General features: G+C 71.5%; 20 protein-coding genes. 12 read left to right on the top strand and 8 right to left on the bottom strand.

Annotated elements, in window-relative coordinates; translation table 11 throughout:
• Window positions 1-56 precede the first annotated feature (56 nt).
• Both OHB44_RS05070 and OHB44_RS05065 read left to right on the top strand, forming a co-directional pair.
• Window positions 57-653: a LysE/ArgO family amino acid transporter gene (locus OHB44_RS05070; RefSeq protein ID WP_238684445.1), complete on the top strand. Its 597-nt coding sequence runs from the start codon at window positions 57-59 to the stop codon at window positions 651-653.
• Window positions 654-813: 160 nt separating this feature from the next.
• The gene (locus OHB44_RS05065) at window positions 814-2,253 is read left to right on the top strand and encodes a GuaB1 family IMP dehydrogenase-related protein (protein WP_238684446.1); all 1,440 of its coding nucleotides are present in this window, start codon (window positions 814-816) and stop codon (window positions 2,251-2,253) included.
• A gap of 120 nt (window positions 2,254-2,373) precedes the next feature.
• On the opposite strand, the gene OHB44_RS05060 is transcribed toward OHB44_RS05065, so the two are convergent.
• The gene (locus tag OHB44_RS05060) at window positions 2,374-2,934 is read right to left on the bottom strand and encodes a TetR/AcrR family transcriptional regulator (RefSeq protein ID WP_238684447.1); all 561 of its coding nucleotides are present in this window, start codon (window positions 2,932-2,934) and stop codon (window positions 2,374-2,376) included.
• Between the two features lie 83 nt (window positions 2,935-3,017).
• Between OHB44_RS05060 and OHB44_RS05055 the strand changes: the two genes are divergently transcribed.
• The 4 genes from OHB44_RS05055 (at window position 3,018) to OHB44_RS05040 (ending at window position 7,801) form a co-directional block, all read left to right on the top strand.
• Window positions 3,018-3,464, top strand: coding sequence for a DoxX family protein (locus tag OHB44_RS05055; RefSeq protein WP_266303686.1), 447 nt, complete (start codon window positions 3,018-3,020; stop codon window positions 3,462-3,464).
• A 25-nt stretch (window positions 3,465-3,489) separates the two neighbouring features.
• Window positions 3,490-3,972 carry a MarR family winged helix-turn-helix transcriptional regulator gene (locus OHB44_RS05050; protein WP_091394443.1) on the top strand — a complete coding sequence of 161 codons (483 nt, stop codon included), beginning with the start codon at window positions 3,490-3,492 and terminating at the stop codon, window positions 3,970-3,972.
• Entirely contained in the window at window positions 3,966-5,699 is a 1,734-nt protein-coding gene (locus OHB44_RS05045; protein WP_330439740.1) for an ABC transporter ATP-binding protein, read from the top strand. Before OHB44_RS05050 ends, OHB44_RS05045 begins: the two co-directional genes overlap by 7 nt.
• Window positions 5,700-5,875: 176 nt before the next feature.
• On the top strand, window positions 5,876-7,801 hold the full coding sequence (locus OHB44_RS05040) for an ABC transporter ATP-binding protein (protein ID WP_330441182.1): 1,926 nt from the start codon (window positions 5,876-5,878) through the stop codon (window positions 7,799-7,801).
• Between the two features lie 39 nt (window positions 7,802-7,840).
• On the opposite strand, the gene thrS is transcribed toward OHB44_RS05040, so the two are convergent.
• Window positions 7,841-9,058 carry a threonine--tRNA ligase gene (gene thrS, locus OHB44_RS05035; protein ID WP_330439739.1) on the bottom strand — a complete coding sequence of 406 codons (1,218 nt, stop codon included), beginning with the start codon at window positions 9,056-9,058 and terminating at the stop codon, window positions 7,841-7,843.
• Window positions 9,059-9,566: 508 nt separating this feature from the next.
• Here thrS and OHB44_RS05030 point away from each other — a divergent pair.
• The 4 genes from OHB44_RS05030 (at window position 9,567) to OHB44_RS05015 (ending at window position 11,710) form a co-directional block, all read left to right on the top strand.
• Window positions 9,567-10,196 (top strand): DedA family protein, encoded by a 630-nt coding sequence (locus OHB44_RS05030; RefSeq protein ID WP_238684451.1) that lies wholly within the window; start codon window positions 9,567-9,569, stop codon window positions 10,194-10,196.
• A 44-nt stretch (window positions 10,197-10,240) separates the two neighbouring features.
• A complete protein-coding gene (locus OHB44_RS05025; protein WP_238684452.1) occupies window positions 10,241-10,591 on the top strand; it encodes a type II toxin-antitoxin system RelE/ParE family toxin in 351 nt (116 codons plus the stop codon).
• A 13-nt stretch (window positions 10,592-10,604) separates the two neighbouring features.
• Window positions 10,605-10,937 (top strand): helix-turn-helix domain-containing protein, encoded by a 333-nt coding sequence (locus OHB44_RS05020; RefSeq protein WP_238684453.1) that lies wholly within the window; start codon window positions 10,605-10,607, stop codon window positions 10,935-10,937.
• A gap of 152 nt (window positions 10,938-11,089) precedes the next feature.
• A complete protein-coding gene (locus OHB44_RS05015; RefSeq protein WP_238684454.1) occupies window positions 11,090-11,710 on the top strand; it encodes a DUF998 domain-containing protein in 621 nt (206 codons plus the stop codon).
• Here OHB44_RS05015 and OHB44_RS05010 read toward each other — a convergent pair.
• On the bottom strand, window positions 11,688-13,091 hold the full coding sequence (locus tag OHB44_RS05010) for an NAD(P)H-quinone dehydrogenase (RefSeq protein ID WP_091394456.1): 1,404 nt from the start codon (window positions 13,089-13,091) through the stop codon (window positions 11,688-11,690). The genes OHB44_RS05015 and OHB44_RS05010 overlap by 23 nt on opposite strands.
• 106 nt (window positions 13,092-13,197) lie before the next feature.
• On the opposite strand from OHB44_RS05010, the gene OHB44_RS05005 reads away from it, so the two are divergent.
• Window positions 13,198-13,653, top strand: coding sequence for a gamma-glutamylcyclotransferase (locus tag OHB44_RS05005; protein ID WP_112588201.1), 456 nt, complete (start codon window positions 13,198-13,200; stop codon window positions 13,651-13,653).
• 75 nt (window positions 13,654-13,728) lie between these two features.
• Here OHB44_RS05005 and OHB44_RS05000 read toward each other — a convergent pair whose 3' ends face one another.
• The 4 genes from OHB44_RS05000 to OHB44_RS04985 all read right to left on the bottom strand — a co-directional run bounded on the left by OHB44_RS05000 (window position 13,729) and on the right by OHB44_RS04985 (window position 17,210).
• Complete coding sequence (locus tag OHB44_RS05000) at window positions 13,729-14,688, bottom strand: GNAT family N-acetyltransferase (protein WP_330439738.1); 960 nt, start codon at window positions 14,686-14,688, stop codon at window positions 13,729-13,731.
• A gap of 62 nt (window positions 14,689-14,750) precedes the next feature.
• Window positions 14,751-15,485, bottom strand: a complete 735-nt coding sequence (locus tag OHB44_RS04995) for an SCO6745 family protein (RefSeq protein ID WP_266303690.1) — start codon at window positions 15,483-15,485, stop codon at window positions 14,751-14,753.
• 104 nt (window positions 15,486-15,589) lie between these two features.
• The gene (locus OHB44_RS04990; RefSeq protein ID WP_330439737.1) at window positions 15,590-16,573 is read right to left on the bottom strand and encodes a hypothetical protein; all 984 of its coding nucleotides are present in this window, start codon (window positions 16,571-16,573) and stop codon (window positions 15,590-15,592) included.
• Between the two features lie 4 nt (window positions 16,574-16,577).
• The gene (locus tag OHB44_RS04985) at window positions 16,578-17,210 is read right to left on the bottom strand and encodes an MBL fold metallo-hydrolase (protein ID WP_238684458.1); all 633 of its coding nucleotides are present in this window, start codon (window positions 17,208-17,210) and stop codon (window positions 16,578-16,580) included.
• Between the two features lie 93 nt (window positions 17,211-17,303).
• Between OHB44_RS04985 and OHB44_RS04980 the strand changes: the two genes are divergently transcribed.
• Window positions 17,304-18,266, top strand: a complete 963-nt coding sequence (locus tag OHB44_RS04980; RefSeq protein WP_330439736.1) for a DUF4349 domain-containing protein — start codon at window positions 17,304-17,306, stop codon at window positions 18,264-18,266.
• On the opposite strand, the gene OHB44_RS04975 is transcribed toward OHB44_RS04980, so the two are convergent.
• The gene (locus OHB44_RS04975) at window positions 18,223-19,482 is read right to left on the bottom strand and encodes an amidohydrolase (RefSeq protein ID WP_238684460.1); all 1,260 of its coding nucleotides are present in this window, start codon (window positions 19,480-19,482) and stop codon (window positions 18,223-18,225) included. The two genes, OHB44_RS04980 and OHB44_RS04975, sit on opposite strands and share 44 nt — an antisense overlap.
• Window positions 19,483-19,791 lie beyond the last annotated feature (309 nt).

Genomic DNA, 19,791 nt, shown 5'->3' with positions numbered 1-19,791 from the left:
TTGCTTCAGAATCTTTAGTTGGACTGGTGGCTGCCGACGGTCCTAGCGTCGACATCGTGCTCACCTCCGCCGTCGCCGGCTTTTCGGTCTCCATCGCGCTCATCGTCGCCATCGGCGCCCAGAACGCCTTCGTCCTGCGCCAGGGCCTGCGACGCGAGCACGTCGTGCCCGTGGTGCTGACCTGCGCCGCGTCGGACGCGTTGCTGATCATGGCGGGAGTGGCCGGGGTCGGTTCGCTGGTGACCGGCCGACCTGGCCTGCTGATGGCGATCCGCTGGGGCGGTGCGGCCTTCCTGCTCTGCTACGCGGTGCTCGCCGCCCGCCGCGCTCTGCGTCCCGGCGCCCTACTGCCCACCGATCGGCCGCCGGCCACGTTGGGGGCGACCCTGCTCGCCTGCGTCGCCTTCACCTACCTGAACCCGCACGTCTACCTGGACACCGTGCTGCTCCTGGGCAGCGTGGCCCAACAACACCCGCACCGGTGGGTCTTCGGTGCCGGCGCCGCACTGGCCAGCGTGGTCTGGTTCACCGCGCTCGGCGTCGGGGCGCAGCGCCTCGCGCCGCTGCTCGCCCGCGCCGTCGCCTGGCGGGTGCTGGACGCGGTCATCGCCGTCGTGATGGCCGGGCTCGCCGTGGCACTCCTGCTGGGCTGACCGATTCGTACCCGGCCGGGCTCGGCGTGGCACTTCCGCCGGGCTGCCCGGCTCATCCGGCGAGCACCGACGAGGCCGCCGGCACCACTACCAACGACGATGCGAGTGTTTTCCGCGACCACCGGCGGTGGAACGGACCGCGAGCGGGAATGATTGCCGGGTGCGGTTCCTTCACGGCGCGGCTCCCGCGCACGACCTGACCTATACCGACGTCTTCATGGCGCCGGCCCGCTCCGATCTGGGCTCCCGGCTCGACGTCGACCTCTCCACCGGCGACGGCACCGGCACCACCATTCCGTTGGTGGTGTCGAACATGACCGCTGTCGCCGGACGGCGGATGGCGGAGACGGTCGCCCGCCGGGGTGCCATCACGGTGATCCCGCAGGACATTCCGATCGAGGTGGTGGCGAACGTCGTCGCCTGGGTCAAGCAGCGCCACCTGGTCTACGACACGCCCATCACGCTGGGCCCGACCGAGACCGTTGGCGATGCCATCCACCTGCTGCCCAAGCGCTCGCACGGTGCGGTGATAGTGGTCGACGACGCCGGCCGGCCGATGGGCGTGGTCACCGAGGCGGACACCACGGGCGTGGACCGCTTCGCGCAACTGCGTCACGTGATGTCCACCGAGCTGCACACCGTCCCGGCGGACGCGGATCCTCGTACCGGCTTCGATCTGCTGTCGGCGGGCCGTCGCCGACTCGCCCCGGTGGTGGACGCCGAGGGTCGGCTGGTCGGGGTGCTGACCCGGCAGGGCGCGCTGCGCGCCACCCTCTACACGCCGGCAGTGGACGACAGGGGTCGGCTGCGGATCGCGGCGGCCGTCGGGATCAACGGGGACGTGACCGGCAAGGCCGCGGCGCTGCTGGAGGCGGGGGTGGACACGTTGGTAGTGGACACCGCGCACGGCCACCAGGCACGGATGCTCTCCGCACTTCAGGCGGTCCGGAAACTGGACCCGGGGGTGCCGGTGGCAGCCGGCAACGTGGTCACCGCCGAGGGCGTACGCGACCTGGTGGAGGCGGGGGCGGACATCATCAAGGTCGGCGTCGGCCCGGGGGCGATGTGCACCACCCGGATGATGACCGGCGTGGGTCGACCGCAGTTCTCCGCAGTGCTCGACTGCGCGGCCGCCGCCCGCCAACTGGGCCGGCACGTGTGGGCCGACGGCGGGGTGCGGCACCCCCGGGACGTGGCGCTCGCGCTCGCCGCCGGCGCGTCGAACGTGATGATCGGCTCCTGGTTCGCCGGCACCTACGAGTCCCCCGGTGACCTCTACACCGACGCGGACGGCCGGCGGTACAAGGAGAGCTTCGGAATGGCCTCGGCTCGGGCGGTCAGCGCCCGAACCGCCGACGACAGCCCGTACGACCGGGCCCGCAAGGCGGTGTTCGAGGAGGGCATCTCCTCGGCCCGGATGCACCTGGACCCGGCCCGCCCCGGTGTCGAGGACCTGATCGACGAGATCATCGCGGGCGTACGCAGCGCCTTCACCTACGCCGGCGCACGGGACCTGACCCAGTTCCACGAGCGGGCCATCGTCGGCGTGCAGAGCGCCGCCGGCTTCACCGAGGGAATGCCTCTCCCCACCAGCTGGTAACCCCACCGCACCGCCCACCCTCGTTGATCATGAAGTTATTGCCTCCCGCATCGGCGTGTCCTGGCAATAACTTCATGATCAACCGGGGAAGGGTGGGGGGCCGGGGGCCGGGGGGCGGGGTTAGGTCGAGAGTCGGCGGAGGACTGCGCGGGCTGCCTCGCGGGGGTCGTCGCCCACCCGGTCGGGCAGTGCGCCGGCCAGCCAGAGGGTGGCGAAGCCGTGCGCGATCGACCAGGCCGCGAGCGAGTCCCGGTCGGTGTCGGCGGGCGCGCCGCCGCTGGACAGCGCCGCCACCCCGGAGCGGAGCGCGGCGCCGGCCCGTCCCCGCGCCGCGTTCAGCTCGGCGTCGTCGGCCCGGTAGAGCTCCGGGCGGAACATCACCTCGAAGTACGCCCGGTGCGTGACGGCGAAGTCGACGTACGCGACGCCGGCCTCCAACAGGTCGTCGTCCGCCTCGGTCAACGTCTGGGCCAGTAGGTCGAAGCCCTGCGCGGCGATCGCGGTGAGCAGGCCCGCCTTGTCGCCGAAGTGATGGGCGGGCGCGGCGTGCGAGACACCGGCCCGGCGGGCCAGGTCGCGCAGGCTCAGCGCGGCGGGTCCGACCTCCCCTACGGCCTCCAGCGCCGCGGCGAGCAGGGCCCGGCGCAGATCGCCGTGGTGGTAGGCGCGGGTGCCAGTCATGCGCGAATCCTATCTTGCCATTGACAAGATGACTGCCTGACGCGCAATCTTGTCACTGGCAAGTTTCACAGAGGAGGATTCCGATGGCACCCCTGATCGCCTTGATCGTCGGCACCGCACTGGCCCGGACCGCCGGCCTGGCCGGCATCTCCGCACTGGACGGCTGGCATCCCGCGCTGCGCGTCGGGCTGGCCGTGATGTTCACGCTCACCGCCGTCGCGCACTTCGTCGGCCAGCGCCGCGCCGACCTGATCGCGATGGTCCCGCCTCGGCTGCCCCGGCCGGACCTGCTGGTCACCGTGACCGGCGTGCTGGAGCTGATCGGCGCGGTCGGCCTCCTGGTGCCAGCGACCGCCCGTGCCGCGGCGGCCGGGCTCGGCCTGCTCATGCTCGCCATGTTCCCGGCAAACGTCTCGGCCGCCCGCCGCGAACTGACCCTCGCCGGCCGCCCGGTCACCCCGCTCGCACAGCGAACGGTTCTGCAGATCGTGTTCGTGGCCACCGCTGCGGTTATTTCGTTTGGCCCCTGACTATCAGGGAGCTAACCTGCCTGTCGTGGAACTCGTGACCCTCCAGGACGTGCCGCTCGGCCGGCTGCTGGTGGTGGCCGGGCACCTGGTCGGGCAGCGGTGGAACCGCTACCTCGCCGAGGAGCACGGTCTCACCCAGGCCGGCATGATCACCCTGATGACGCTCGCCCGACACGGCGAGTTGCCGCACCGGGCGGTCGCCGAGAAGGGGTTCGTCCGCCCGGCAACCCTGACCGGCATCGTCGACACACTCGAGCGCGACGGCCTGGTCGAGCGGCAGCGCGACGACAACGACCGACGCAGCATCCGGCTCGCCATCACCCCGGCCGGGCGGGAACGGGTGGCCGCGCTCGGCGCGCTCATGCACTCCGGACGGCCCCTCACCTCGGTCGATGCCGACCCGGCGAAGGCCCAGGTGATCCGGGAGTTCCTGCTTGAGGTCATCGGCAGCGGAGACGACCCGCGGATGACCGGACGCCCTACCGAAACGAAGGACCCGGCGTGCTGATCAGACTCCTGCGCGGCCAACTGCGCACCTATCAGAGACCGTTGCTGGCGGTCGTGCTGCTCCAGTTCGTGGGCACCATGGCCTCGCTCTATCTGCCGAGCCTCAACGCGGACATCATCGACCAGGGTGTGGCCCGGGGCGACACCGACTACATCGTGCGCACCGGCGGCTGGATGCTGCTGGTCAGCCTGATCCAGATCGTCTGCTCGATCGCCGCCGTCTACCTGGGGGCCCGGGTCGCGATGGGCTTCGGCCGCGACGTACGCGCCGAACTGTTCGGGCACGTCAACCGCTTCTCCGCCCGCGAGGTGGCCCGGTTCGGGGCGCCGTCGCTGATCACCCGCAACACCAACGACGTGCAGCAGGTGCAGATGCTGGTGCTGATGAGCTGCACGATGCTCGTCGCCGCACCGATCATGAGCGTCGGCGGCGTGTTCATGGCGTTGCGCGAGGACGTCGGGCTCTCCTGGCTGATGCTGGTCAGCGTGCCGGTGCTGGCCATCGCCCTCGGCGCGATCATCCGTCGGATGGTGCCGGGCTTCCGGCTGATGCAGACCCGCATCGACACCGTGAACCGGGTGCTGCGGGAGCAGATCACCGGCATCCGGGTGGTCCGTGCGTTCGTCCGCGAGCCGTACGAGACGGACCGCTTCGGCGTCGCCAACGCCGACCTGACCGCCACCGCTCTGCGTACCGGTCGGTTGCTGGCGTTGATCTTCCCGGTGGTCATGCTGGTGCTGAACGTCTCCAGCGTGGCGGTGCTCTGGTTCGGCGCGCAGCGGGTGGACGCCGGCGCGATCCAGGTCGGCGCGCTCACCGCGTTCCTGCAGTACCTGATGCAGATTCTGATGGCGGTCATGATGGCCACCTTCATGCTGATGATGGTGCCGAGGGCGGCGGTCTGCGCCGAGCGGATCGTCGAGGTGCTGGACACCGACTCCTCGGTGGTCCCGGCCGCCGCGCCGGTCACCGAACTGCCCACCCGAGCCGAGCTGGAGCTGCGCGGGGTGCGCTTCCAGTACCCGGGCGCTGTGGAGCCGGTGCTGCGCGACATCTCCTTCCGGGCGACCCCGGGCACCACCACGGCGATCATCGGCAGCACCGGCGCGGGCAAGACGACGCTGCTGTCGCTGATCCCCCGCCTGGTCGACGTCACCGACGGCGCGGTGCTGGTCGACGGGGTGGACGTGCGGGAGTTGGCGCCGGACGAGCTGTGGCGACGCATCGGCCTGGTGCCGCAGCGGCCGTACCTGTTCACCGGGACGGTCGCCAGCAACCTGCGCTACGGCAACCCGGACGCCACCGACGAGGAGCTGTGGGCGGCGCTGGAGATCGCCCAGGCCCGGGACTTCGTGGCCCAGATGCCCGGCGGGCTGGACGCCCCGATCGCGCAGGGCGGCACCACAGTCTCCGGTGGGCAGCGGCAGCGCCTGGCCATCGCCCGGGCCCTGGTCCGGCAACCGGAGATCTACCTCTTCGACGACTCGTTCTCCGCGCTCGACCTGGGCACCGACGCGCGACTGCGAGCGGCACTGCGGCCGGTCACCGCGCAGGCGGCGGTGGTGATCGTGGCCCAACGGGTCTCCACGATCATCGACGCCGATCAGATCATCGTCCTGGAAAACGGAGGGGTCGTCGGAGTGGGGCGACATGCGGAGTTGTTGGACACCTGCCCGACGTACGCCGAGATCGTGGCCTCGCAACAGACCACTGAGGTGGCGGCATGAGCGAGCGTGACGAGCCGCGCACAGCGGCCGTACCCCGTCAGAAGCCGGCCGGCGACGGACGGACGCCCGATGAGACAGCGCAGCAACCCGGCGGGGGACCCGCGGCGGAGACCGGCAGCGGCGCGCCGACGCCGAAGCGGCTGCCGCCCGGCGGGCAGCGCGGCGGCCCGGGCTGGATGAGCGCCGGAATGCCCGCCGAGAAGTCGATGAACTTCGGGCCGTCGGCCCGACGGCTCCTCGGCCGGCTGCGCGCGCACCGACTGCACCTGGCCGCGATCATCACGTTGGCAGTGGTGAGCGTCGGGTTCAGCGTGGCGGGGCCGAAGATCCTCGGCCACGCCACCGACCTGATCTTCACTGGGGTGATCGGTCGGCAACTGCCCGCCGGCACCACAGCCGAGCAGGCCGTCGCGGCGGCCCGGGCCAGCGGCAACGACAGCTTCGCCGACATGCTGGCCCGGATGGACGTGGTGCCCGGGGTGGGCATCGACTTCAGCGCCCTGAAGCGGGTGCTGCTGCTGGCGCTCGGGCTCTACCTGGCGGCGAGCCTGCTGTCCTGGTGGCAGGGGTGGCTGCTCAACGGGGTCGTCCAGCGCACAGTGCTACGGCTGCGCGCCGAGGTGGAGGAGAAGCTCAACCGGCTGCCGCTGCCCTACTTCGACAGGCAGCCGCGCGGTGAGTTGCTCAGCCGGGTCACCAACGACATCGACAACATCTCCACCAGCCTCCAGCAGACCCTCAGCCAGCTGCTCACCTCGCTGCTGACCGTCGTCGGCGTGCTGGCGGTGATGTTCTGGATCTCGCCGGTGCTGGCCCTGGTGGCCCTGGTCGCGGTGCCGTTGTCGGTGCTGGTCACCCAGCGCATCGCCAAGCGCTCGCAGAAGCAGTTCATCGCCCAGTGGACGCACACCGGCGAGTTGAACGGCCAGATCGAGGAGGCGTACACCGGTCATGAGCTGGTGAAGGTCTTCGGCCGGCAGCGTGAGGTCGAGGCCGCGTTCCACGCGAAGAACGAGGAGTTGTTCCGCGCCAGCTTCGGGGCGCAGTTCATCTCCGGGATCATCATGCCGTCGATGATGTTCATCGGAAATCTGAGCTACGTGGCGATCGCCGTGGTCGGCGGGCTGCGGGTCGCCTCCGGCACGATGAGCCTCGGTGACGTGCAGGCGTTCATCCAGTACTCCCGCCAGTTCACCCAGCCGCTCACCCAACTCGCCTCGATGGCCAACCTGCTCCAGTCCGGGGTGGCCTCGGCCGAGCGGGTCTTCGCGGTGCTCGACGCGGCCGAGCAGACCCCCGACCCGGTCGCGCCGGCCCGGGTCACCGACCCGCACGGTCGGGTCGAGTTCGAGCACGTCTCGTTCCGCTACGAGCCGGACAAGCCACTGATCGACGACCTGTCGCTGGTCGCCGAGCCCGGACACACGGTGGCCATCGTCGGCCCCACCGGCGCCGGCAAGACCACGCTGGTCAACCTGGTGATGCGGTTCTACGAGCTGGACGCCGGCCGGATCACGCTCGACGGGGTGGACATCACCACGATGCGCCGCGACGACCTGCGCGGCCGGATCGGCATGGTGCTCCAGGACACCTGGCTGTTCGGCGGCACCATCCGGGACAACATCGCCTACGGGCGGCCGGACGCCACCGAGGAGGAGATCCTCGCCGCCGCCCGGGCCACCTTCGTGGACCGGTTCGTGCGCAGCCTGCCCGACGGCTACGACACCGTCATCGACGAGGAGGGCAGCAACGTCAGCGCCGGCGAGAAGCAGCTCATCACCATCGCGCGGGCGTTCCTCGCCGAGCCGTCGCTGCTGATCCTCGACGAGGCCACCAGCTCGGTGGACACCCGCACCGAGGTGCTGCTGCAACGGGCGATGGCCGCGCTGCGCTCGGACCGGACCAGCTTCGTGATCGCGCACCGGCTCTCCACCATCCGCGACGCCGACCTGATCCTGATGATGGAGGACGGTCGTATCGTCGAGCAGGGCACCCACGAGCAGTTGCTCGCCGCCCAGGGCGCGTACCACCGGCTCTACCGCTCACAGTTCACCGGCGCGGTGGTCGACGAGGAAGCGGCCGCCCAACCGGCGTCGGTCTGAGGTCGGGCGGCCGTGCGCGCGAGACGATCGGTGGGCGTGTCAGTCCGACGGCAGCAGGTCGGTCGCGCGGGCGGCGACCTGCCCGCCGATCAGGGCGAGAGCGGCGGCGGCGGGCATCGGGGCCAGGGCGCGGCCGCCGCGCAGGCGCAGCGCGAGTCGCCCGTCGGCCACCTCCCGGGCACCCAACACCCCGAGGTACGGGACGCGGCGGCGGGCCGCGTCCCGGACCCGGGCGCCCAGCGAGCCGGCAGCGTCGACCTCGACCCGGAGGCCGGCGTCGACCGCCCGCCGGGCCAGGTCGGCCGCCGCGTCGGCCTGGCCGTCGTCGACCGGCAGCAGCACCAACTGGACGGGTGCGTACCAGGCCGGGAACGCCCCCTCGTGCACCTCGATGAGGTACGCGAACAGCCGCTCCATGCTGCCGACCAGGCTGCGGTGCACCATGACCGGTCGACGCCGGCTGCCGTCCGAGTCGGTGTACGACAGGTCGAACCGTTCCGGCTTGTCGAAGTCCAGTTGAATGGTGGAGATGGTCGACTCCCGGCCGGCCGCGTCGACGATCTGGATGTCGATCTTCGGACCGTAGAAGGCAGCCTCCCCCGGTGCCTCGACGTACTCCACCCCGGCCAGCGCCTCCCGGAGCAACTCCTCGGCGCGGGCCCACTGGGCGTCGTCGCCGACGTACTTCTCACCCGGCCCGCGCAACGACAGCCGGAACCCGGCCGGCCGGACGCCGAGCGCGGCGTGCGCGGCACGGATCAGCCCGAGGATCTCGACGACCTCCGCGCCGACCTGCTCGGGGGCGCAGAAGGTGTGCGCGTCGTTGAGCGAGATGGCGCGTACCCGGGACAGCCCACCGAGCACACCGGAGCGCTCCGAGCGGTACATCCCGCCCAGCTCCGCGATCCGCAACGGCAACTCCCGGTAGGAACGGCCCCGCGCCCGGAAGACCAACGCGTGGTGCGGGCAGAGGGCCGGCCGGAGCACGAACTCGTCGTCGGCGCTGAGCCGCATCGGCGGGAACATGTCGTCGGCGAAGTAGCCGAGATGGCCGGAGAGCTCGAAGAGTTCCCGCTTGCCCAGCGGCGGCGAGTAGACGTGCTGGTGGCCGGAGCGGCGCTCCAACTCCCTGACGTACTCCTCGACGGCGTGCCGGGCGGCGGCGCCGGCCGGCAGCCAGATCGGCAGGCCGGCGCCGGCCAGCGGGTCGGAGACGAAGAGGTCCAGCTCGCGGCCGAGCCTACGGTGGTCGATCATGTCGGGCTCCTGGATCGGGTACGACCCGGAGGCGACCTGAGCTCCGTTCGGCGCACTGCCCACCGGGGCGGATCGCCCCGGGGCCTGGTCGACGGTGTTTACGTCAGAGCGGCGCGCCGGGGACACCCGGCGTCGTGGTCATCACTACCGCGCTGCGCATACGGCGACCGTACTCGCGCGACCATCGGGGACGCACCCGGATTTACGGCGGAGGGGTGGGCCGCCGGCGCGGGACCCGCCGGCGGCCCTGGCGGCCGAATCGTCAGGAACGGGGGACCCGACGGGCATGGCCGCGCCGACAACGGTACGCCGACGAACGCCGTTCTGCCGCCCGCCTCGAACGGGTGCAACGGCCTCCGGACCCGTCACCCGGCAGCGACCGGCCTCGTTGTAGCTGGGTGGCCCAGTCGTGTCGACGGTCACGACGGGCCGGGGCCGTCCACCGTGACGCCGGACACGACGTCAGGCTCAAGACACCCAATTGGCCGCATTCGGCGAGGTGGCAGGCGTGCCCGAACTTCTGACTGACGTCGCATCGCCGACGTGGGCGTACCTGGTGCTGCTCGCGCTGCTGATCGCGGACGCCTTCGTGCCGGTGATCCCCACCCAGATCGTCATGATCACCAGTGGTGCGCTCACCGTCTACGGCGGGCTCAGCCTGCCGGTCACCATCGCCGTCGGCGCGCTCGGCGTATTCGCCGGCGACCTGGCCTGCTACCTGCTTGGGCGTAGCGCGCCGGACCGGCGGCCACCCCGGCACGCCGAGTTGAGCCGTGCCCGCCGGGTGGCCAGCCGCGTCACCCAGGGGCTGCGACAACCTGGGCCGCTGGTCATCCTGCTCTGCCGGTTCGTGCCCGGCGGTCGGATGGCGGCCTGCTTCTCGGCCGGGCGCAGCCGCTACCCGTACCGCCTGTTCGTGCTCTACGAGGCGGTCGCCGCGCTGGGCTGGGCCACCTACGGCGCGCTGGTCGGGCACCTGGGCGGCACCGCACTGACCGAGTCGGCCTGGCGGCTGGCCATCATCGCCACCGCCGCGGCAGCCGGCTTCGCCGCGGCCGGATGGGCGATGACAGTGGTCAGCGCCCGCCACGCCCGCGCCGCCGCCGCGGTCGCCGCGGTCGAGGTCCCCGTCGACTGAGTGTCGTTACATCTGCGAGTATAAGCTCCACTTATATTGGCAGCATGTGGGACGTCAAACTTCATCCTGAGGTCGAGGAGTGGTTCCTCAACCTCTGCAAGACGGATCCCGCCAGCGCCGACCTCATCAGCGAGGCCATCGATCTCCTCGCCGAACACGGGCCGGCGCTCGGGCGTCCCCTGGTTGACCGTCTCAAGGGCAGCATCTTCCACCACATGAAGGAGTTGCGGCCTGGGTCGACCGGCTCCACCGAGGTCCGGATGATCTTCGCTTTTGATCCAGTTCGAGAAGCTGTTTTCTGGTTGCTGGCGACAAGTCGGGCCAGTGGCAGACTTGGTACAAGACGGCGGTCCCGTTGGCGGACGACCGGTTTCAGGAGCACCTCTCCAGGCTGAGGGAAACACAGAGATGACCGATGGAGCTGACTGGCAGGACGTCAAGGCGAAGGCCCGCGCGCTCGGCCCTTCCTGGGCAGATCCGGACCGGGTCTCCCGACGCGCTCAGCACCGTGAGCAGATGCTGGCAGCGGTCAGTGGGGCGCAGCTGGCAGAGATCCGCAAGCACCTGGGTATGACTCAGGTACAACTGGCCGAGGCGGCGGGGCTGACGCAGGCGAGGATCAGCCAGATCGAGAACGGCGAGCACACCAGCCTGGAATCACTCCGCGCCTACGTCACCGGCCTGGGTGGTCATCTCGACGTCGTCGCCCGCATTGGGAACATCCAGCTGAACGTCGCCTGACCTGGCGAAGGTCTTCGCGACCATCGGACGTTCACGGATGCGCGGAAGCACGTGACGGCCGCATCCCGGAAGGCCTCTAGGGGTGGTCCCGGGGAACGATTTCGGTGGCTGTCCCGGATTCGGCTGGGGTGTCCGCGGCGACAGGCTGAGGCATGCCTGTTACCCGGAGTACCGGCCTGCTGGCCCTGGGCGGGATCGCCCTGGCTGCGCTGCTCACCGTGATCGGCCACCTCGAAGTCAACGACGACCTCAACCCGTGGGCGTTGACCATCAGCGACTTCGCGGTCTCCGACCGCGGCGGCGTCATCGACATCGCCATGGTGGTGCTCGCGCTCGCCACAGTGGCGCTGCTGTACGGACTGCGCCGCGCCAGCCCACGCCAACCGCGCGCCGGTCGTACGGCCGAGCTGCTGCTCGGCGCATGGGTGGGTGGGCTGCTGCTGGCCGCCGTGGTGCCGACGAACGAGCCGGGCACCGCCATGACCACCGCCGCGTACCTGCACCGGTACGCGTCGGTGATCGCCTTCCTGGCGTTGCCGGCGGCCGGTTGGCTGCTCGCCCGCCGACCTGACCTGACGCCAGCCGCCCGGACCCTACGCGCCCTGGTCCTGCTGAGCCTGGCCCTGGCTGCGGCGATGATCTGGTCCGCCTACCCCGGCGACCGGATGCTCATCGGACTGGCCGAACGCCTCCTGATCCTCACCGAGGTGGCCGTCCTGGCCACCGTGGCGCTGCTCCAGGCCCGGCAGGTCACTCCAGCTCGTGCAGCATGAGCTGGCGGGCCGCCTCGGTGATCGAGCCGGACAGCGAGGGGTAGATGGTGATGGTCTGGGCCAGCTCGTTGACAGTGAGGTTGTTCTCCACCGCCATGGTGATGGGCAGGATCAGCTCGCTGGCCTTCGGAGCGACCACCACACCGCCGATCACCTGACCGCTGGCGGGACGGCAGAACAACTTCACGAAACCGTCGGAGAGATCGTCCATCTTGGCCCGCGCGTTGCCGGACAGCGGCAGCATCACCTGCCGGGCCGGCACCTTGCCCGCGTCGACCTCGTCCTGCGAGACACCAACGGTGGCCAGCTCCGGGTCGGTGAAGACGTTCGCCGCGACCGTACGCAGCCGCAGCGGTCGAACCGCCTCGCCGAGCGCGTGCCACATGGCGATCCGGCCCTGCATGGCGGCGACGCTGGCCAGCAGCAGCACACCCGTGCAGTCGCCGGCGGCGTAGATGCCGGGCACGTTGGTCCGGGAGGCCCGGTCGACAGTCAGGTAGCCGCCCCGGCCCAGTTCCACCCCGTACTCGGTCAGACCGAGGTTGGCGGTGTTCGGGATCGAGCCGACGGTGATCAGCGCGTGCGAGCCGGTCACCTTGCGGCCGTCGGAGAGCTCCACCTCGACGCCGTCGGCGGTACGCCGGACCGCGTCGGCCCGGGAGTTGTTGAGGATCTCCATGCCCCGGTTGCGGAACACCCGCTCGATGGCGGAGGCGGCGTCGGCGTCCTCGTGCGGCATCACCCGGTCCCGGCTGGAGACCAGTGTCACCTCGACCCCCATCGCCAGGTACGCGCTGGCGAACTCCGCGCCGGTCACGCCGGACCCGACCACGATCAGGTGCTCGGGCAGCTCCGGCAGGTCGTACACCTGTCGCCAGGTCAGGATGCGCTCACCGTCCGGTACGGCGGTGGGCAGCTGGCGGGGCGTCGAGCCGGTGGCCACCAGCACGGTGGACGCATCGATCGAGTACTCCTCGCCGCCGTCGGCGGGGGTGACGACGACCCGGTGGGTGTGCCCGAGAGAGTCCTCGCCGAGCCGGGCGGTGCCGGCCACGAAGGTGACTCCCGCCTTCAGCAGTTTGGCGTGGATGTCAGCGGACTGCGCCAGGGCCAGCCGCTTGACCCGCCCGTGCACCGCCCTCGCGTCGACGGTGACCGCCTCCAGGCCGTCCGAGTGCACCCCGAACTCCTCGGTGTCCCGATAGCCGGTGACCACCTGCGAGCTGGCGATGAAGGTCTTCGATGGTACGCAGTCGGAAAGCACGCAGGCACCGCCCGCGCCGTCGGCCTCCACCACTGTGACATCGGCGTCCAGCTGGGCGGCGACCAGTGCCGCCTCGTACCCGGCCGGCCCCCCGCCGATGATCACGATCCGGCTCACAGCGTTCGCCCTTCGTTGATGCTCACAGTGACTTTCTTCTCCCGAGCGCATTCGACACGCACTGTCGTATTCTCCCCCACCCGTCGGCCGGGCTATCGTCATCGCCGTGCGTCATCACGCCGCCTACGGCTCAAATCTCGACCCTGCCCGGATGCGCGCCTACTGTCCGCATTCGCCGATGGTGGGCACCGGCTGGCTGGAGGGCTGGCGGCTGACCTTCGCCGGGGCGGACGTGATCGGCTGGGAGGGTGCGGTGAGCACCCTTGTCGAGTCCCCCGGTGACCGGGTCTTCGTGGCGCTCTACGACATCCACCCGTACGACGCCGGCCAGCTCGACGAGATCGAGGGGGTGACCGCCGGCACGTACCGCAAGCTGCACGTGCGGGTCTCCACCCTCGACGGCGACGTGACCGCCTGGATCTACGTCTTCAACGGGTACGAGGGTGGCCTGCCGACCTCGTGGTACCTGTCGGAGATCGCGAACGCCGCCGAGAAGGCGGGCGCCCCGGACGACTACGTCACCGAGCTGCGGGCCCGCCCCACCGGCACCGCCTCGGCGTAGCAGCGCGTATCGCACCCCTCCAGTGTGCCGCCGCAGTCGAGCGGGGTGCCGGGCGGGCCGGACCGGGGTCGTCAATCACACACCGGCCGCCGGAACGGAAAGCTCGTACATGTCGGCCCACACGGTCTCCCGCAGGCCCACCGACTCGTACAGCGACAGCGGGGCGGTCGGGTTGGTGAGGTCGACGCCGAGGCCGACCGACCGCCGCCCCTTCTCGGCGTAGCGGGCGAAGGCGCTGCGCAGCAGCGCCGCACCCACACCCCTGCGCCGGTACGCGGGCAGCACCGACAAACTCTTCACCCAGCCCTGCTGCTGGTCGACCGCCTGGTCCGAGGACCGCAACGCGCCGACCGGCACCCCGTCCACCTCGGCGACGAACCACTCGTCCCAGGCGGTCAGGTCACCGATCCGGGCCCGCCACCGCTCGTACGACAGCGGCTCGTGATCGGCGGTGTCGGCGAAGGCGGTATCGGTGATCCGGTGGAACTCCCGCAGGTCGGCCTCGTCGTCCGGGCGGACCGGCCGCACCGTCACTGCCGATGGACCGGCCGGCTCGTCGGGCAGGTCGTCCAGCGGCCCGCTCATCCGGACGTATCTCTTGACGAGGGTGAACCCGACCTCGCGCAGGGTTCGTTCCCAGTCGCGTTCCGGCGCGAAGATCGCGCAACGGACGGTGAGCGATGGCAGCCCCCGCTCGGCGGCGCGCTCGGCGACCCGGTCCAGTTGGCGGAGTAGCAACGGCGCGCGGACGGCGGCGGCCCGTACCGGATCGACGTAGACCTCCACGAACTCCCGGCCCACACCTGTCGGGTTGTCCACCGTCGCCCAGCCGACCACAGTGTCGTCCGGGTCGATGGCCAGCCAGGAATCCCGGCTCGGGTCGAAGTGGGGGGCGGTCAGCGACGCCGCGACGTCCTCGGCGTCGAAGTCGGGATGGCCGATGGCGAAGGTGTCGGCGGCGTGCACCACCGCGAGGATCGCCGGCACGTCGTCGAGGGTGGGTCGGCGCGTCGTCCAACCAGCGGGAAGGGTCACGGCAGGACATCCTGGCAGCCGATTCGCTCCGGCGCCGCCCATTTTTCCGGCCGACGGGAAGCTCAGCCGAGGTCGACCCGGGTGCGGTGCAGCAACTCCACCAGCTCCGCGCCGTCGGCGGGCCCGAGGGCGGTGAACGCCGGCGCGGTCAGCCGGTTGGTCACCGCCTCCGCCCAGAGTCGGCGGCGTACCAGCGGCCCGATCGGCGGGTACGGCGGCGGCCAGCCACAGGCCACCGCGCCGGCCTCGCCCTCCGGCCCGGCCAGCACGGCCTCCAACGGGGTCATCCCCGCGGCGCGTACCGCCAGCAGGTAGGCGCCGGTGAAGTGTTCCCGGAGCAGCCGCAGCCCGGCCGCGCTGCGCGCCCCGGGCGAGAGATCCGGAAGCGGCATGGCCCGCCACGCGGCGAAGAGCGGCATCCCACTGGCCTCCGCCGCCACCACGGCCCGCTCGACGAGCGCCGACAGGCGTTCGGTGCCGGGCAGAGGGCCGAGCTGCTCCGCCCCCCACCGGCAGCATTCGGCGAGACTCGCGGCGGCCACCTCGAACGGCGGAACGACCCGGGCGGCGGCGTCCCAGCCGTCGGCGACCGCGTCCGGGGCGATGAACCCGAGGGCGGCCGATGCCGTCTCGGCCCGCACACCGCCGAGCGCGCCGGCCCGGCCGCTGATGTAGAAGGCCCAGCCGGAGATGCCGAGCAGTCGGGCCCGGCGCAACGTGGTCGGGTCCCGGCTGAAGGCGTCGCCCAGGTCGAGCACGACGGGCTTACTGGCGGCCGCGACCTGCTCCGGAGTCACCGCGCCGCCTCGCTCGGGCAACCCGACCGGGCGACCACGACCACGCCCCGACCCGGGGCCACTCGCCGTGTACGGTCCGCACACTCGTCGTCGTCCATCGATGGTCAGTCTGCCGCGCCACCGCCCGCGTCCGCATTCCCCTCTTCGGCCGCCAGTGCCTCGACCGCCGCCTCGACCTCGCCGGCGCGCCGCCGGGCCACTGTGACCGCACGCTCGGCGGCACGCCGGGCGAGCTTGGCCCGGCCGAGGTCCTGCTCGGCGACCGCGCGCCGCCGCTCCAGCTCGGCCAACTCGGCCTCGAGGCGATCGAGTACTGCCGCACCGTCGCGCTCCTGCCCGGTCGCCTCGGTCAGCTCGGTCTCGGCCCGCTCCTGGTCGGCCTGGGCCTTCGCCAACTCCCGGTCCAGGGCGCGGCGCTGGCGGGCCCGCTCGGCTCGGGCCGCCCGCTGTGCGGCCCGCTCGGCCTGCTCGGCACGCTCGGCCGCCCGGTCCGGACGGGGTGCCGCCTCGGGACGGCCCCGTTGAGGGCCGGGTCGGCGGGCCGGGCGCTCCTCCTCGCGCTCCTCGTCATCGTCGGTGACCAGCCGCAGTTGCGGCCGGGGCACCTCACCGAAGCCGGCGTAGCTGGCCGCCCGCAGGAGGCGGCCCGCCCGCACCTGCTCGGCGACCTCGGCGTCGGAGAACGCCGCGTTCAGCGTCGCCTCCACCTCGGCCAGGGGCAGCCGGCTCGCCGGTGGCGCGTCCGGCTCGGCCGCGGCGAGCTTGCGAACCTCGGCGACCAGGGCGCCGACCACCGCCCGGCGCTGTGCGGACAGCTCCCGCAGTCGGGGCCCGCGCAACTCCCGCTGGGCGACTCGCAGGGCGTCGGCGAGCTGCACCAGATCGGCGACCAGCTCCGGGCGTCGGATGGAGAGCAGGTTCACCAACCAGGCGGCCACCGTCGGACGACGCAGCCGGGCCAGTTGCCGGGCGGTGGTCGGGTCGCCGGCCCGGCGGGCCTCGGCCACGGCGGCGTCCCGGGCGGCCACGAACCGGTCCGGTGGGGTGCGGTAGAGCTGCTGCACCAGCTCCGCGGAGAGGCCGGGCATCGGGTCAGACGTCCACCCGGCTACCGGGCTCCAGTCGCTGGTATTCGGTGCCGGACAGCGCTGTGTACTGCCGGTCGAGCACGCCCAGCCCGTTGTCGTTGAGCAACGCGTCGTGCAGGGCGTACGCGCGCCGCGGTGCGACAGCGCGGATGAAGTCGACCACCTCGGAGAACTTCGACCATGGCGCGTGGATCGGCGCGAAGAGCGTGTCGACGGGTGTCTCGTCGGGCACCACCAGGGAGTCGCCCGGGTGGTAGACCACGTCGTTGATCAGGTAACCGAGGTTGTCGATCACCGGGATGTCGGGGTGGATCACGGCGTGCCGCCCCCCGTACGCGCGCACCGCGACCCCGGCGGCGGTGAAGGACTCACCGACGCTGACCGGGCGCAGCACGTCGGCAGCGTCGCCCAGGGACTCGCCGAGCGAGGCGGGCCCATGGATCGGGAACGGCTGTCGGTCGAGTTGCAGGCGCACCGCGGCCAGATCCAGGTGGTCGGGGTGTTCGTGGGTGATCAGCACCGCGTCCGCACCGTCCAGCGCCGCCGCGGCGTCGCCGAACACCCCGGGGTCGACGACGAGCACTCCCCCGTCGTGTTCCACCCGAAGGCAGGAGTGGGCGTACTTGGTGAGCCGCATCGTGACTCCTCGATTATCGAATCGTGACGTCCTCAGCGCAGTCTGCCGGAACCAGCCGGTGTGTGCGTCGCGTCCGAGCTATCGCCACACCGGTTGACGACGATGGGAGCGGGGATGGACGGACAGGTGGGACGACGCCGCGGTGCGCTGCTGGCGGCCACGACACTGGCGGCGGCTCTGGCGCTGACGGGGTGCGGCGCTGGCGACAGCGGGGCGCGGGACAACGCGGGCACGGCGGCCGAGGCGCCAGCGGCCAACGGCGGCGAGGCGGGCCGGGACGCCGCCGCTGGTGCGCCGCAGGGGGCCGGCGCGGGTGCACCGGACCTGCGGGTCGACCAGCGGGCGATCATCTACACCGGAAGGATGCGGGTGCAGGTGGACGATGTGGACTCCGCTGCCCGCGAGGCCACCGCCGTGGCCACCCAGGCCGGCGGCTTCGTCGGCGGCGACCAGCGGCGCAGTGCCGACGCCGACGCGGTGGCGGAGTTGGAGCTGCGGGTGCCGGCGGCGAAGTTCACCGGCGTGGTGGAGGAGATCGCGAAGCTCGGTCGGCAGCAGAGCCGGCAGATCGACACCCAGGACGTCACCGAGGAGACCGTCGACCTGGAGGCCCGGATCACCAGTCAGCGGGCCCGGGTGGAGAGCGCCCGCCGGTTGCTGTCCCGAGCCACCTCGATCACCGATCTGGTGTCGCTGGAGAACGAGTTGGGTCGCCGGGAGGCCGACCTGGCCTCGCTGGAGGCCAAGAAGCGGCGCCTGGCCGACCTGACCGCCCTCTCCACGATCACCGTGTCGCTGGCCGGGCCGGCGGCGAAGGACACCGAGGACGAGGCCGAGACCGGCTTCCTGGTCGGGCTCAGGGGCGGCTGGAAGGCGTTCCTCGTCTCGATGACCGTCCTGCTCACGGTGCTGGGTGCGTTGTTGCCGTGGCTGGTGGCGCTGGGCGTACCGCTGGTGGCGCTGCTGGTGGTGCTGCGCCGACGGCGTAGGTCCCCGGCTCTGGTCGCGCCGGTCAGCGCGCCGCCGCCAGTGCCCGCAACGCGGTCTGCACCATGACGCGGACACCGACCGCGATGGACCGCTCGTCCACGTCGAAGCTCGCCCGGTGCAGGTCGACGTTGGGGCCGGAGCGACCCACGCCGAGCCGGGCGAGGGCGCCGGGGACGTACTCCAGGTACCAGGAGAAGTCCTCGCCGCCCATGCTCTGCGGTGTCTCGGCGATCCCGTCCGGGCCGAGGGCGGCGGCGGTGGCTGCGGTCAGCACCTGGATGGCGTGGGAGTCGTTGCACACCGGCGGCCGGCCGCGCAGGTATTCCAGGTCGACAGTGGCACCGGTCGGCGCGATCACGTCCCGCACCACCTGAGCGACGATCTTGGGAGCTTGCTCCCAGGTGTCGCGGTCCATCACCCGGAGGGTGCCGGACGCGCTCGCCTCGGACGGGATGACGTTGTAGCGGGTGCCGGCCGAGGCGTGGCCGAAGACCAGCAGCAGGCCGCTGTTGGCCGGCACCCGGCGACTGACCAGGGCCGGCACCTCGGTGATCAGCCGACCGAGCGCGTCGACCATGTCGACGGTCAGGTGCGGGCGGGCGGTGTGCCCGCCCGGGCCGGAGAGTCGGACCGTCACGTTGTCGGCGGCCGCGGTGATCGGCCCGACCCGCAGGCCGACCTGGCCCACCTGCAGGTTCGGGTCGCAGTGCAGCGCGAAGATCTGCACCACGTCGTCCAGGCCGCCGGCCTCGATGACCTCCAGCGAACCGCAGGGCAGGATCTCCTCGGCCGGCTGGAAGATGAGCCGGACCCGACCGTCCAGCTCGCCGAGGTCGGCGAGTTGGGCCAGCAGCATGCCGACGCCGAGCAGGACCGAGGTGTGCACGTCGTGCCCGCAGGCGTGGCAGACGCCCTCGACCGTCGACCGGTACGGGACGTCCTTCGGGTCGTCCAGCGGCAGGGCGTCGATGTCGGCGCGCAGTGCCACGACCGGCCCGTCCGGCCTGCCGTTGACGTCGCAGATCACGCCGTTGCCCTTGGGCAGCAGGCGCGGATTCAGCCCGGCCAGCGACAGCTCCCGGGCGATCAGCGCGGCCGTCTCGAACTCGTTGCCGGACAGCTCCGGGTGCGAGTGGAGGTGACGGCGCGTAGCGATCAGCCCCGGTACCCGGAGCGCGAGAAGGTGGTCCAGCTCGCGGGGCAGGGGCTGGGATCCCGGTGGCGTCTCCGGCCAGGACGACGCCAGCTGGCCATTTGTGGGCAGCGTCAACGCACTCGTCACGTCGAATTCTCGATCACTAGGAATGGATGGATCATCGGGGACAGCAGACAGCCTAGACCTCCGACGGTGACGCTGCGCAACCTCGTTACGGTAATGATCGGACCGCACAGAGTCACGTATGCCCTGCTGGGGGCGCTCGTCAAGGCGGGGGACAGCAGGTAGATCACGGTCAAACGCCGTCATCAGCCCCTCACCTCCTACAACGCGTAACCGATCGCGGCGGTCACGAATCCCCGCGCCAGTCGGAGACCCGTTGCCAAATTGTCGCATTAGTCGGGGTGATGAACTGACACTCCGACAATTAGCCGA

Source organism: Micromonospora sp. NBC_00821 (assembly GCF_036347035.1).
GTDB classification, from domain to species: domain Bacteria; phylum Actinomycetota; class Actinomycetes; order Mycobacteriales; family Micromonosporaceae; genus Micromonospora; species Micromonospora hortensis.
This window is presented reverse-complemented; position numbering and strand designations above follow the sequence as displayed.